Origin of the sequence: Streptomyces sp. AC1-42W (assembly GCF_003248355.1) — a bacterium.
GTDB lineage: Bacteria > Actinomycetota > Actinomycetes > Streptomycetales > Streptomycetaceae > Streptomyces.
In genome coordinates, this window is the sequence record NZ_QKWY01000002.1 from 2,817,386 (window position 1) to 2,830,968 (window position 13,583).

The 13,583-nt window shown below is 70.4% G+C and carries 3 protein-coding genes; all 3 read right to left on the reverse strand.

Annotated features, from left to right (window positions below):
* Positions 1-20 precede the first annotated feature (20 nt).
* The 3 genes from DNK56_RS30570 to DNK56_RS30580 are packed head-to-tail and all read right to left on the reverse strand — an operon-like array spanning position 21 to position 13,506.
* Positions 21-4,139: an Eco57I restriction-modification methylase domain-containing protein gene (locus tag DNK56_RS30570; protein ID WP_111339010.1), complete on the reverse strand. Its 4,119-nt coding sequence runs from the start codon at positions 4,137-4,139 to the stop codon at positions 21-23.
* Positions 4,139-7,117 (reverse strand): DEAD/DEAH box helicase, encoded by a 2,979-nt coding sequence (locus DNK56_RS30575; protein ID WP_111339011.1) that lies wholly within the window; start codon positions 7,115-7,117, stop codon positions 4,139-4,141. The genes DNK56_RS30570 and DNK56_RS30575 overlap by 1 nt, the downstream gene beginning before the upstream one ends.
* Positions 7,118-7,167: 50 nt before the next feature.
* Positions 7,168-13,506 (reverse strand): protein kinase domain-containing protein, encoded by a 6,339-nt coding sequence (locus DNK56_RS30580; RefSeq protein WP_111339012.1) that lies wholly within the window; start codon positions 13,504-13,506, stop codon positions 7,168-7,170.
* Between the last annotated feature and the right edge of the window lie 77 nt (positions 13,507-13,583).

Below are 13,583 nucleotides of genomic sequence, written 5' to 3' on the forward strand. Positions count from 1 at the left end.
ACGGCACGGGGTGGAAACGGTCAGGAGCGTGTATCCGCCGGGTGGCGGGGGCCGTGGCCGGGGGGCGGGGTGAGGGTGGAGCGGTAGGTGCCGTCCTCACCTTCGGTGAGGGGATTTTCCAGAGTGAGGCCGGCGGCGGCCATGCGGTCGTACTCGTCGAGGATCAGGCGCTTGGTGCGGTACTCGCCGTGAGCGGCCTCGTCCTTGCGCCTCACGATGGGGAACGTGTCGAGGATGTACGACGCGTCGTCACGGGTGATGCCGTAGAGGTGGAAGAAGAGGGCGTCGAGTTCGGCGCGGATCGTCGCGCGGCGGTCCTCGTCCCAGCGGAAGGGGGTGCCGGTGTCGCCGAGGTCGTGGGCGAAGGGCGTCATGTCGTTTGCGGTGTAGGTGAGTTCGAGGAGGCGAATGCGGATGAAGTCTGAGTGGGGGGCGAGCAGAGCAGCAGTGGGGGCCGGAAGCTGCTTCATGATGAAGAACGACATGGAGGTTCCGCCAATTGCCTGGCGAGCCGCGTAGTCGAAGGCCAGTGACGACAGGGCCGCTCCGAGAAGCTCTGCGTCATCCGCCAGGGCGATGAGGAATTTGTGGTTGAAACCGTTAGCGGGTGCCAGAGCTGCGATGACGGTGCGTTCATCGGTTGCCCGGCAGATGTCACGCCAACCGAGGAGCCAGTCGTGGGCCCACCCGCGGTTCTCGAGCCTCTGCCGAACTCCGTCGACCTTGACCTCGGCACCGCGCTTGTCCATGGTTCCGGTGGGAATGTTCTGCTCACTGGCCCAGTACCGGGGCAGAGCGACGGCGGTCGGGTCCCGCTTCTCGGCAAGGGTGAGGTCCCTGGGTTCGCCCTTGTCCGTGTACGTCGCCCAGCGGTGGTCGTAGTGGTGGAGCATCTTCGCCTCGTACAGCGGCAGCAGGCGCTCCCCACCCCGCACGAGGACGTTCCCGTCGAGGTGCCAGCCATCCGCGAGCATCGACTTAAGCGTCTCGCCGTTGGCGGCGGAGGGGCGGAAGAGGTGGGAGTCGTGGGACATGTTGAACAGCCCCTGCATGAATGACACCGCCCACGGGTTGCCGTGTGCCTTGTCGGACTCATTGAGGAGGACCGGGACGCGGCGGTAGATGCCGAGCGTGATTTCGGCGTCGCGGCGGGAGCGGAAGACCGGGCAGGTACCCGTGTTGGGATTGAGGAGCGTGATCTCCTCTGGGGTGAGCGTGAAGGCCTTGTCCGCGGATTCGAGTTCGGCCGGGTCGTGGAGGAAGAAGGCGAAGCGGGCTGCCGGCTCCCGCCGGGAGCGGCCTGCGAGGGAGAGAACGCAGAACTTCATGCGTGAGTCCACTGCAGGGAACAGGCTGGCGCGGTTCTCGAAGTCGAACAGCGCCGCCAGCGAACCCGCCGACACCAGATCCTTGAAGAAGTACTGCGTCCGCGCGTCCGTCGCGATGCCTGTCGGGATGATCACGCCTGTCCGGCCGCGTGCCGCCGTCAGGATGCGGTCGTCCTCGGCGAACAGCGCGTACAGGTTGAGGTTTCCCTGGCCCGTCAGCGGATAGCGGCCGGAGTTTCGCAGAAAGTGGCTTGCGCCGAGCGTCTTGCGCTTTGCAGCCTCGTGTTCGTCGTAAAGGTCGACGGTGTCGGGGTTATTCCTGAGCGCCTCGATCTTCTTCTTGCGGGCAGCGGTGTTGTTCGTTGCAGCGATCTCGGGGGCGCGTACGGCGAAAAACTCGACCTCTGGCAGGTTCACGCTGTCCCACGGCGGGTTCCCCAGCACCGCGTCGAACCCGCCGGCCCACCCCGTCACCGGATCGACCTCCGCTCCCGACTCCGGGACCGCGAAGACCTCCGGGAACTCCAGGTGCCAGTGGAAGAAGTGGTACTGCTCGCTCAGGGTGAGGACTTCCGCGAGCGTCTCGTCGCTCACCGTCGAACCGTTCCCCGCGAGCAGGCCCCGTACGACGTCATATGTCGGGGCCTCGGGTGCGCCCTCGCGCTTGGGCCAGACGAAGGCGGCGCACCACGTGTCCGCCGTCTCGCGCTCACGCGTGTAGGCGGAGGAGCTCACGTACTTCTCGTACGCGGCCTGCTGGGCGTTGACCTGGCTCAGTTCGTCGGCTGGCGCGTTGGTGATGCGGGTCAGTTCGGCGGCAAGGCGGGTGTTGGCGGGGACGGTGACCGCCGCGTCCGTGAACAGGTCGCTCTGGCCGCCGCGCTGGGCCTTGTTGCGCTTCTTGAGCGCGTTCGCGTACTTCTTGTCGTCGCCCTCGATCGCGTCGAACGCCTCGTCGGGAACGCCGCCCGCCAGCAGCGACGGCGTCGCGCCGATCAGACCGTTGCCGTGCTTCACATGCGCGTCCAGGAACCCCAGCGGCTTCCCCGGCTCCAGCGCCTCCAGCCACAGTGACACCTTGGCCAGCTCCACGGCCATCGGGTTCAGGTCCACGCCGTAGATGCACCGCGCGATGACCTCGTGCAGGGCGTGGCGGACCGCGTCGGCCGTCGGCTCCGGGTTGCGCTCACGTACCGACGCGACGCGCTTCGCGATACGCCGCGCCGACGCCACCAGGAAGTGGCCCGAGCCGCAGGCCGGGTCGCAGACCGTCAGGGACAGCAGCTCGTCGACGATGTCGTCCGCCGGGTCGGGGCGGCCGGCCGAGGCGGCACGCTCCTCACCCCGCTGGACGGCATCGTCTATCACCGGGTTCAGCGTCGTGTCGAGCAGGCACTCGATGAGCGAGGACGGGGTGTAGTAACTGCCTGTCGTCTTACGGCTGTTGCCCGCAACCTCCACCAGCTCGAAGGAGCGGTCGGCCGCCGAGTGCTTCGGCTCCAGTTCGAGCAGGGACTCGTAGACCGAGCCGAGTTCCTCGGCGTCCAGGTGGCGGTAGTCGACGGAGCGCCAGCGCCGGGCGCCGGGGTCGCGGACCTGGGCGAGGTGGCGGACGGCGGTCAGCAGCGACTCGTTCGACAGCTTCAGGCCGTCGAGCGGGGTGTCCGCGTCCTTGTGGGAGAAGAGGCCACCGAGGCCGGGCAGGCCGAGCTCGGGGCGGCCGCTCTCCGCGCCCAGTGCGTCGAGGACGATGCGCAGCGCCTCGTAGAGGTCGCTGTGGGCGGTGCCCTGGCGGCGGCGGGCGTGCGTGCGCAGGCGGGCGGAGGAGAAGTACTTCTCGTACGTCTCGCGCTGGCGATCCGTGGCGTCGGGGCGGAGCAGCGCCTCGCGGTCCTCGGCGACGAAGATGAACAGGAGCCGGTAGACGAGACGGAGGAGGGCGGCCTGAAGCTCCTTCGGCTTCACGTCCTCGCGCAGTGCCGTGTTGGCGGGGTGGCGGAGGAAGCCCGTGCCGAGGACGGTGAGCGCGTGCTGGACACCGAGGCGGAGCTGGTCGAGGGCGCGGGCGCCCGACGTCACCGCTTCCGCACGCCACTTCTCCAGCCAGCACCCCGACGCCGGCTGCCCCTCGCCGACCTCGAAGCGCGACGCGTGCAGCGTCATGTACAGCAGCACGAACTCGCTGAAGAGTTCACCGTCGAAGATTGCTTCGAGGTCGAACTCGACGTACGCCGCCGTCGCCAGCGCCGACGAGTCGCGCAGCAGGCGGACGCGGCGGCCGTTGGTGAGGACCGCCCACAGGTGGGCGTCGGTGCGGTTGAGGCAGTCCTGGAGCATCGACTGGGCCGGTACCTGCCCGGCCGAGGCCCGCTTGTCGAGTTCCTGGTTCCAGGGGATCTGGTGGACCAGCGCCGCGCCGTGCCGGTGGGACACGGGGAAGTGCTTGGCCGGGTCGGTGCCGGCGGGGACGCCCGGCGCGCCCACCTCCGTCAGGCGGCCGAAGTCGAGCTTGCGGAACAGCTGGGCGAGCCAGTCGTTGCCCGCGCGGCCCGTCGGGTCTGCGGCCGGGGCGCCCGTCTTCGGGTCCGAGGGCAGGGCGGTGCGCAGGTCGCGCCAGAGCGGCTTGAGGTACTCCCAGGCGCGCTCCGCCTCGTCCCGGACGGCGACGGACGCGGGCAGGTGGTAGTCGGCCGGCTTCGTGCCGGGCAGTTTCGCTGCCTCCGCGATGCGCAGCAGCATGTCGGAGGGGAGCAGGCCGCCGACCGTCGTGACGGAGGTGAAGGCCGGGGCGGTGCGGGTGGCGGCGGACATCAGGCGACAGCTCCAGCGGGGGTCACGCCGGCGGCGGCCGGGTTCGCGGGCAGGTAGACGTAGGCGCCGAGGATGTCGGCGGGCTTCTGCGGGACAACCTTCAGACCGCGGACGATCTCCCGGAGCCGGGTGTCGGTGTCGGCCCTACGGACCCGGCGGTGCGAGGCGTCCAGTTCGGCGGCGAGGCGCTCGCCGTACTCCTCCAGGTGGCCGGTCAGCTCGTCCAGGCCGTCCAGCGTGCGCGTGATCTGGTTGCGGGACATCTGCGGGTTCGTGTTGGACGAGGCACGGGCCGCGAGCAGCTCGGCCGCCGCCTCGTCGTCGAGCCAACGGGCGCGCTGCGGCATTCCCTCGAAGGCGAGCAGCCGGGCGTCCTCGGCGACCACCTGCTTCTCGCCCGTACGGGACGGCAGCGTGAGGTGGAAGCGGTAGCGGACCAGGAGCAACGTCGTACGGGACGTGACCGCGTCCGTGGTGACGACCCCGCAGCGACGGGCCGGGCGCGGACCGGATGTGTCGCTGTCCAGCGCGGAGTTGAGGACGTAAGAGGCGAGGGCGCCGATCGCCGGGTCGGTGCGCACGAGTGCCGCCTCGCCCCGGGCGATCGCCGGGGAGGTGCGGAACGGGATCTCGCGGTCTTCCTCCACGACGCGGTTGCCGAGCGTGGCGGCCAGCGCGTCGCGCAGCCCGGCCGGGGTGCCGCCGATCTGGGCCGTGAAGTCGCCGGAACCGTCGCGCGGGTCGCGTACGAGGGCGTCCAGGCCGTGCAGGGCGGCGAGGGCGAAGTCGCGGACCTCGTCGGCGCCGCCCAGCGCGGCGCGTACCGACGCCACCTCACGGGCGACGTCCTCCGGGTGGATGGAGCGCTGTGCGTACTTGGAGCGGGAGGTCTTCTCGCGTTCGGCGGCCGAATTCCAGTCCCGCTCGACGCGGTCCAGGGTCTGCTGAGCTCCCGGGACCTCGAAGAGGGCCTCCTGGCTGCCCCGGCGGCCGTGCAGAAGCAGCCACTCGACCACGGCGTCCGTGACACCGGAGGCGGTCTCGTCGGGGACGGAGACGGAGATCCCGAGGTCCTTCTGGATCTGGCGGTGCTTCTTGAACAGGACTTCGAGGACCTTGCCGTCGATGCCGTTGTCCTCACCGAACATCGTGATGACCCGGACCTGGTCGCGCTTCTGCCCGTAGCGGTCGACGCGGCCCTCGCGCTGGTCGTGCCGGGTAGGGTTCCAGGCCAGGTCGTAGTGGATGACGGCGTCGAAGTGGTGCTGGAGGTTGACCCCTTCGGACAGGCAGTCCGTGGCGATCAGCACGCGGCGGGCAGCCGGGTCGTCCGCGCCCTCGGTGCCGAGCTGTTCGATCCGCTCCAGGCGCTGCTGCGGCGAGAGGGTGCCGGTGACCGCCGCGACGTGCACCTTCCTGCCGAGCTTGCCCGGCTTGCCGTCCGCGCCGCCCAGCTCCTCGGCGAGGTACTCCGCGGTCGGGATGTAGCGGCAGAAGACGATGGGGTGGTAACCGTCGGCGAGCAACGACTTGAGGTGCTTGACCAGTGCCTTGAGCTTCGCGTCGCCCTGCTGGCCGGCCAGGGCTGCGGCCCGCTCGGACAGTTCCAGGAGGCGGGCACCCGCGTTCTCGCTCTCACTCGCACCCGGGGCGACGTCAAGCCCTTCCAGCGCGTCCGTGTCGGCTGCGTCCTGGTTGAGCGGGGCGCCGAGGATGTCGGCCTCTTCCGCGCTGCGCGCGACGGCCGCCGTGGAACGGGTCTTCAGCGTCTGGGCGGCCGCCTCCGGCGACGACACCATCGAGCGGAGCAGCGCGATCACCGACCACCAGGCGATCCTCGCCTCCCGCTTGCCCTGACTGCCGGCCGTCTGCACGCGGTCGGCGGCATACGCGATGGCGTCGTCCAGCAGGGCGCGGTACTCGGGCGTGAGCTTGTACGGCTCGTCCTTCATCCAGCGGTCGGACGGGAAGGCGGTGCGCTCGGCAAGCGAGTCGTCGGCCAGGCCGTCCTCCTTGGTGAGGTACTGGCGTACGTCGGCGCGCTTACGCGCGACGAAGTGCTCGGCGAGCCTGGCGCGGCCGGCCGGGCTCTCCAGATCGACGGTCGCCAGATCGGGCCGGACCAGGCCGAGCAGGTTGCGGAACGCGGACTCCTTGCCGGAGTGCGGGGTCGCTGTCAACAGCAGCAGGTGGCGGTCCTGGTCGGCGGCGACGCGCTGCAGCAGCTCGTAACGGAGCTGACTGGTCCCGGACTTTCCGCCCGCGTGGGTGTCGTCGGCGGAGACGCAGGTGTGCGCCTCGTCGACGATGACCAGGTCCGGGCAGTGGCGGACGAAGTCCTCGCGGTGGCGGGTGGACTTGATGAAGTCTGTCGAGATGATCGTGTGCGGGTGCTTCTCGAAGAGCGATTGGCCGAGATCCAGACCGCGCTCCAGACGGGACACGGTCGAGGCGAGGACGAGCTCCGCGTCGATGCCGAACTTCTCGCGCAGCTCCTCCTGCCACTGCTCCGCCAGCGCGGGCGCGCACAGGACCGTCATCCGGCTCGCCTCGCCCTGTGCGAGCAGCTCGGTGGCGACCAGTCCCGCCTCGACGGTCTTTCCGATCCCGACGTCGTCCGAGATCAGCAGCCGGACCGTGTTCTGACGCAGGGCCATGAGCAACGGGACGAGCTGGTACGCCCGGGGTTCGACGGCGATCGAGGCAAGCGAACGGAAGGGGCCCGCACCCGAACGGAAGCCCACACGCAGCGCGGTGCGCAGCAGTCCCGCGGCCCGCTGGTCACCGAGGTCGTCGGCGTCCGGGGCGGCGAACTCCGCCGGGCGCACCTCCTCGAAAGCGGGGAAGACGGCCGCGATGTCGTTGTTGCCGCCACCCAGCGGGCGCAGCACCAGCATGTCGGGTGTGCTCTCGGGCAGCACCACCCATTCGCGGCCGCGGGAGGCCACCAGGGAACCGGCGGAGTACGTGAGGCTCATGGAATGTCTCGGATCCTTCGACGCGTACTGAGGGTGTGGGGGCGGGTAGGTCAACGGGTACGGAAGTAGCCGAGGTTGGAGGCGACGATGGCGTCCCAGTCCGTTCCGGGGGCGAAGTGCAGCACTTCCCAGCCGGCGTCTTCGAGACGCTCGACGGCGCCACCGTCCCGGGACGGATCCGCGCCGTGGGAAGGGCTGTCGACGAACACCGCGACGTTCGCACCGCCAGGCCGGAAGACGAAGTCCGGCCTGGCGGCCGCCTCCGGGACCAGTGTGCCCGACTCGTCCGGCAGCCGGTGGCCCTTCGCCCGGAGCCAGCCGAGGAGATCTCCGGCCTCGACGAGCGCGGCGAGGTCCGCCTCCAGCGGAGTGCCGGCAGAGGGCCTTTCGGGAGTCTGCGCCGCGAGTCGCCGGAACTGCTCGGTGCGCGACTCACCCCGGTCCTCCTTGACCGTCGTCGCGCTCGCCAGACGCAGCAGCAGCGGGCGCGCGGAATGGCGGCTCAGCTGCCGGTGCACGCCCTGGTTGCCATAGGTGAGCAGGCACTCGTAGCAACCCCGGGCACACTTCTCGTCGGCGCTCGGGCCGCCATCGTCGGTGCCGTCGGCCGGGTCGAAGTGACAGATCTCCAGGGCGGTGCGGGCAGCCTCGGCGAGGGCCCGCTTGTCGTGCTGGATGCGGCGCAGCACACCCGCCCCGCCCTCCGCGGCCTCCGTGAAGAGGACCCGGCGGCGCGGACCGTCGTCCGGCGGCAGGAGTTCGGCCGTCAGCTCGGCGTCCTCCAGCTCGAAAGCAGCCTCGATGCCGCGCTCCAGCGCGTACATGAACGACAGAGCGACCGGCTCCGGCTGCGGCTCGTCGAGCGTGACCACGAGGATGTTGCGCCGGTCCTCCACGTACGGCAGGACGCGCTTCTTGCGGCGCTTCTCGTTGCCCTCCTCGTCGACGACCGGCATGCCGGTGCCCTCGATGGCCTCGGCGGCGGCCTTGTCGTTGAGCCAGCGGCCGTCGCCGAGATCGAGCCAGTAGCCGTCCGGCTCGCCCTGCTTGTCGCGGACCCGGCCCAGGTTGGTGATGCGGACGGTCGCCGAGTCGCCGTAGTCCAGATTCAGGACCGGCGCGCCCTCCGCGTCCGTGACGTGCGAGGTGAGGCGGCCCTTGCGGGTGCCGTGGTCCTGGAAGGCGTATGACGTCTCCAGCCGGAAACCGGCCCTGCGCCGCTCCTCCTCGTCCGAGGAGATCCGCTCCCGCGGTGTCGTGAACACGGTGTGCAGATGCAGCAGGCTGGTGCGCCGGCCGGTCAGCGGCTCGTGGCACATGTCGCAGACGTCGGCGCCCGCGGACCCCTCGTAGTGGTAGCCACAGTGGTCGCAGCGCTTGGCCTCGGCCGTCGCCAGGTCGCCCGAGGCATCCGGGGGCAACTGCACGCGGGTGACCTGGTAGCGGGCGCCCTCGTGGTAGATCAGCGCACCGGGGCCGAACTCGCGGATGGCGAGGAAGCGGGGACGCTGCAGGTAGTCGCCGTCCGCGTTCCGCCGGTTCCCGGAGCGCGGGATGTACGCGGCCAGTGGCAGCCGCGGGAAGCTGTAGCCGGGCAGGAACCCCTCGGAGGCCAGGTAACGGTACGGGTTGAAGTCGCTCATCACCGACTTGGAGTCCGACGAGCGGTTCAGGAGCAGCGCGGTCTGGGTCTCCGCCTCCCGCCTCCGGGACCGGGCACGCCCCTGCTCGCCCTGGCTGAGGGTGTGGTCGACGACCCGCCGGTTCTGCTCGTACTGGTCCAGGACGGCGGCACGGAACAGCTGCCGCCACCGGTCGAACGCCCCGTCGAATACCGCGGGCGCCTTGGCGACCTGGTCCTCGATCCACTCGTCGTACCACCAGGTGGTGTCGGTGAAGTCCGGGATCAGGGGCCCCAGGGCCGTGCGCGCGGCCGCGACCGCCCGGCGTCGCGCGTCCTCGTCCAGCGACCGGTCACGGATGTCGGACAGCAGAGGCAGCGGCATGTCCGGGTCCGGACGCTCCTCACCGTCCGGGTCGTACGCCACGTCGACGACGTCGGGAACGGCACGGCCCAGCTTCATCCCCGTCTCGGCGAGCCAGATGCCCTGCAGGTGCGAGCGGACCAGGTCCTCGTTGGCGAGGTCCAGGCGGGGTGGAGCGACCTGCCCGGCCACCATGTCCCGGGAACGGCGGAAGTAGTACTGGTCGTGGCTGTTGCCCGTGGCGCAGTACGTGGTGACGAGAGCGGGCTGCCCCGACCGGCCCGCCCGGCCGGAGCGCTGGGCGTAATTGGCCGGAGTGGGCGGCACGTTGCGCATCATGACGGCGTTGAGCGAGGAGATGTCCACGCCCAGCTCCATCGTCGGCGAGCAGTAGAGCAGGGGCAGTTCGGCGGAACGGAACTCCTCCTCGCGGCGTTCACGATCCTCGGGTGCCACCTGCGCCGTGTGCTCACGCGCGTACAGACCGGCCAGCTCCGCGGCGGCGTCCTGGTAGAGGCGGCGGAAGAACGGGTTCACGCGCGGGCCCTCACCGCTGTGGTACGTCCGGGTCAGCGGGTCCTGCGCTCCGCTGCCGCCCGTGCCCGCCTTCCAGATCAGGGACGCGGCCGAGACCCGGAAGCCGGTGCGCTGCTCCGCACGGCGGCGGCGGTACACCGGTCCGGACTGCTCCGGCCCCGCCTGCACCTCGTGCACCAGATCGGCCTCCCGCAGGACCTTCAGCAGGTCGTCGATGACCGTCTGGACGTCGTCCGTGCCGAGGCCGCGGAACGAGGCCGCCGTGCGCTTGAGGTACTTGCCGAACTTGCCGCGCGCGGACAGGAACAGCGCGGAGCGCTCCATGCCGGGCTTCGACGCGTACGGGTACGCGGTACCGACCTGCGGCTTGTCACCCTCGGAAAGCACCCAGGGATCGACGAGCCGCTCCTCGCTGGCACGCTGGAGGGCGTCGAAGTCGTCGCGGAAGTACTGCACATCGATGGCGAGATGACGGCGCATGTGGTCCAGGAGCGCGTGGGCCACCTCGTAGCGCAGGGCCGGTTCGGCGTCCCGCAGTGCGAGGTGCGTGGACTGCCAGCGGTCCTGCTGCTCCGCCAGCCAGTCGAGGTCCTCGTAGTCGATGCGGAGCAGGCCGGACTGCTCCAGGTTGGGCATCGTGATGCGCCAGCCGCGTTCGAGGTCGCGGTAGAGGCGGTAGCCGACGACATCCCGGAACACCTTGGTGGCGCGACGCTCCAGACCGGGGGCCATGTTCGCGTTGCCGGTGTACTCGCGGGGCCTGATATCCATGACCTCGGTGACGGCCTGGGTGAGGTCGTCATGGCGCAGCCCTTCCTCACCCGCCAGGAGCGCCGCCTGGTGCAGGGCACTGCGCAACTGTGTCACCTGGGCGAAGTCGTTGAAGTGCCCGGCCTGCAGGGAGGCGTCCTGCCGGTTGTCCACGAACGTGAGGAGCTTGCGGGCCTCCTTGGACAGCACGTCCTCGGGGACCGAGCGCAGCGACTTCACGATCGACGCCGACACGACGGAGGTCGCCGACGAACGCCCCTCCTGGTCGAGCGTGGCGAGCTTGGCGAAGTCCCGGCCGCGCGTCTGCTCGTAGGTGATCTGGCAGTGCAGGCAGAACAGGAACGGGGCTGGGATGAACGCGGCCACCAGGCCTTCACCGGACTCGTGCCCGAACGCGTCGACGACGACGCGCTTCGGCACGCGCGGCCGGTAGGTCTTCTTGACGGCGTTCACTCCGTGGCCGTCCGGCTCCAGCCAGGATTCCGGCAGTCGCCGGTCCTGGATGGCTTGCTGAGGATCGGCCGGCCACTCGTAGTCCTCGCCGGGCGTGCCGATGTACAGGTATCCCTCGCCCTCGCGGCCGCCGGACCCGGAGGTGTCACGGCGCGGCTCGTAACGGAAGGTCCCGTTCTCGTCGGTGCGCCACACGGTGACGTACTCCTGGCCGCACTCACGGCAGAACGCCAGCGGGAACAGCGGTTTGCCGTCGCTGTCGGGCTGCTCCAGCTGGTAGGTACGGGTCAGCGGACGGGTCAGCGGATCCTGGAGTGTCGTGTAGACGGTGTCGCCCTTGGAGAGGAACTGGTGCAGCCGGAACGCGAACAACGGGCGCTCGGTCAGCGGGTGTTTCGCCTGCGACCCGGCTTCCAGCGTGGCGCGGATCGCCTCGCCGACCATTTCCGCCGCCACGCCGGACTCCGCGGCGAGGTCTTCCGCCGCCTGCTCGATCGTGCCCGGCGGGCAGCGCCGCAGACGCCCCGTCCCAAGCTCGCGCTCCAGGCCGAAGTGCGACTCCAGCCACCGCGCCAGCGGGTCCTTGGTGAGCGCCTGGTACGACAGGGGCGCGGCGGCCGCGCGCAGCCGCTCGGCCGGAACCCGGTCCGGGGCCTCATCGGTGGCGCGCACCAGCGTCTCACCGATGACGCGCCGGGGCAGCACGGTGGTGCCGAAGAGGCGGCCCGCGACCTTGGCGACCTCGCGCTGCTGGTCCGGCCAGGTGCCCTCGGTCGACATGGTCGCGGACGTGCCGATGCACTGAAGAGTGTCCGCCGCGCGGCAGGCCTCGCGGACTCGGCGGATCAGCAGGGCGACGTCCGCGCCCTGGCGGCCGCGGTAGGTGTGCAGCTCGTCGAAGACCAGGAACTGAAGACCCTCGGCCATCCGGATCAGGCTCGCCCGGTCGTCGGGCCGGGTGAGCATGAGCTCCAGCATCACGTAGTTGGTGAGCAGGATGTCCGGCGGGTTCTTGCGCAGCTCCCGCCGCTGCTCGTCGCTCTCCTGGCCCGTGTAGCGGGCGAAGGTGACGGGCTCGCGACCGGCGCCGAAGCCATGACGCAGGTACTTCTCCAGCTCCTTGAGCTGCGAGTTGGCCAGCGCGTTCATCGGGTAGACGATGATGGCCCGCACCCGGCCGGGCGCGCTGGGGCCCTCCGTCTCCCGCTCCTTGAGGACCTGGTTGACGATCGGGACGATGTAGGCGAGCGACTTGCCCGAGCCCGTGCCCGTGGTGAGGACGTACGAGTCGCCGGCCTGCGCGGCGTCGATGGCCTCTCGCTGGTGCCGGTGGAAGGTGAGCGGCCGGCCGCTGGGGCGGCGGGCGTCCTCCTTCTTCCCGGCCTGGAAGATCTCGGCGCACTTCTGGTGCAGGACGCCGTCGCGGACCAGGTCCTGGACATTGCCGCCGTCGTCGAAGAACGGGTTGAGGGACAGCCAGGGGTCGGGCCACTGGGACTTCCCCGCCAGGTCGTCCTCGATGAAGCCGCTGATCCGGCCGTCGCGCACGACGGTCGCGCCCTTGGTGAAGCGCTCGTACTCGTCGATCAGTTCACGGTGGATGCCGAAGACGTCCATCGCGTCCGGAACGCGCGGCGCGCGGCGCGGCACCGGAACGGGCACCGGGGCGGACGGCGCGGGGAACTCCTCGCGCAGCCGCGACACCGGGTCCATCGCCGTCCACTCGGGGGCAAGCAGCGAGGCGCTGTCGTCCGGAGCGAGAGCGAGCGGGACGAGGACCTCACGTACCCGGGCGGCGCTCGAAGGACGGTTCGCCGCGTCCTTCTCCAGGAGTCGGTTGACCAGCAGGACGAGCTCGTCGGACAGGTCGGGGCGGACCACGGTGAGGGACGGGGGCCGCAGGTTCTGGTGCTGCTCGGCGAGATCGAAGGCGACCTTGGCGTTGAACGGCGGCTTGCCGATGAGCAGCTCGTACAGGACGCAGCCGAGTGCGTACAGGTCGGCGGAGGCGGTGACCAGCTCGGCGCGGAACTGTTCGGGGGCCATGTAGCGGGCGGTGCCCACTGCGACGCCGGTGCTGGTGAGGCGGGTCTGGTCGGTGTCGTCGACCATCCGGCCCATGCCGAAGTCCAGGATCTTGACGGTGCCGTCGCGGGTGAGCATGAGGTTCGCGGGCTTGAGGTCGCGGTGGACGATGCCCGCGCTGTGGGCCGAGGCGAGCCCACCGGCAATCTGCGCGGCGAGGGCCGCGGCCCAGGAGACGGGGAGCTGCGGCTCCTCGTCGATCAGTTCGGTCAGGGGGTGGCCGTCGAGCAGTTCCATGGCCAGGTAGGGCAGGCCGCTGCCGCCCTGCGCGACTGCGGTGTCGACTCCGCCGGCGATGAGGCGGGTGAGATTCGGGTGACGCGGGGAGAGGCGCCGCATGATGTCCACCTCGCGGCGGAACCGCTCCACCAGGTGTCCGTCCTGAGTGGTCCCGATCGCCAGGCCTGTCCGGCTGCGCAGGATCGTTTTCAGGGCCACCTCACGGTCTGCCACGTTCTCCGCTGCTTGCAGATCGAGGGCCCGGTGGACCTGCCCCATGTTCCCGCGGCCGACGGCCCCTGTGATCCGGAACCGGCCGGCCACCGTCTGCAGGTCCACAGGCACTCCCTAGCGTCATCCGACAGATGGAGGGGTGATGCGCGTGATGCGAGCCCCCGGCAGGCAACAGTACACCC

Bases quoted from the DNA above. Each gene is read 5' to 3' on its own strand.
- DNK56_RS30570 (WP_111339010.1), bottom strand. From the start codon at position 4,139: ATGTCCGCCGCCACCCGCACCGCCCCGGCCTTCACCTCCGTCACGACG.
- DNK56_RS30575 (WP_111339011.1), bottom strand. From the start codon at position 7,117: ATGAGCCTCACGTACTCCGCCGGTTCCCTGGTGGCCTCCCGCGGCCGC.